The 1,104-nt window shown below is 73.0% G+C and carries 1 protein-coding gene and 1 pseudogene; both read left to right on the top strand.

All coding sequences use genetic code 11. The features are described from left to right. Window positions 1-404, top strand: a pseudogene (locus G6019_RS14760) (TIGR02569 family protein); the annotation flags it as partial. After that, the coding region (locus tag G6019_RS14765; RefSeq protein ID WP_375539771.1) for an MFS transporter at window positions 401-1,104 on the top strand (704 nt) is incomplete at its 3' end. The pseudogene G6019_RS14760 and the gene G6019_RS14765, both read left to right, overlap by 4 nt.

The following is a 1,104-nucleotide window of genomic DNA, read 5'->3' on the forward strand; positions in this document are numbered from 1 at the left end:
CCACCCACCGCGCGGCCGCGCTGCTCGGCGCGACAGGGCTGATCCGACTCCGCCGGCCGGTCGACCCGGCGTCCGACTCCGGGGTGGTGCACGGTGACCTCGCACGGGGACTGCTGTTCGACTCGTCGGAGGAGCCCGCGCTGACGGACGTCGTGCCGTACGCCCGCCCGGCCTCGTGGTCGGCGGCGGTCGTCGCGATCGACCACCTCTCCTGGGGGACCGTCGACGCCGGGGTGCTCCCGCGATGGCGCCACCTCGACGACTGGCCGCAGATGGTGCTTCGGGCGGCGGTCTTCAGGCTGGCGGTGCACGCGCTACACCCGGGATCCCGCCCCGCCGCGATGGACGGACTGCAGGCCATGGCCCGGACCGTCGAGGAGTACATCGGCGACCCGGACGCATGAACCGTCGCTCCCCGCGAGCAGCCACCCCCACCGGCACGCTCGCCTTTCCCGTGGTGGCCCTGCTCGGCGTCGTCCTGGTCTCGCTCAATCTCCGTACCGCCGTCACGTCCCTGAGCCCGCTGTTGGGGGTCATCGACGCCGAGATCGGTCTCGGTGCCGGGGGCATGGGACTGCTCGGGATGGTGCCCACGGCCATGTTCGCCCTCTGGGGTGTCCTCACCCCCGTCGTGCTCCGGCGGACGGGTCTGGAGGTGCTGACCGTCCTGGCGATGACGGCGGCCGCGGCCGGCCAGATCCTTCGGGCCTTCGCCCACGACCCATGGGTGATGGGAGCGGGATCCCTCGTCGCGCTCGCCGGGATGGGTATCGGCAACGTGGTGGCTCCGCCGCTGGTCAAGAAGTACTTTCCCCGGCACGTGGCGGCCGTGAGCATGGCGTACATCACCGGCCTCCAACTGGGAACGGTGGTGCCCGCCCTGGTCGCCGTGCCCGTCGACGAGCTCGCCGGGTGGCGGGTGTCCATAGGCTGGTGGGCGGTTCTCGCGATCGTCGCGGCGGTGCCCTGGATCATCGAGATCCTGCGGGGTAGGTCGGGCCCCGACCGATCCGCCACCGCCGGATCCACCTCAGCCGGGTCCGCGCCGGCCAGACCCTCACGGGCCACCACGGTCGTCGGCGGGTCGGGCCCGGCACGGCGGGA

The sequence above is a fragment of the Dietzia sp. DQ12-76 genome (genome assembly GCF_014145045.1).
Classification (GTDB): Bacteria; Actinomycetota; Actinomycetes; order Mycobacteriales; family Mycobacteriaceae; genus Dietzia.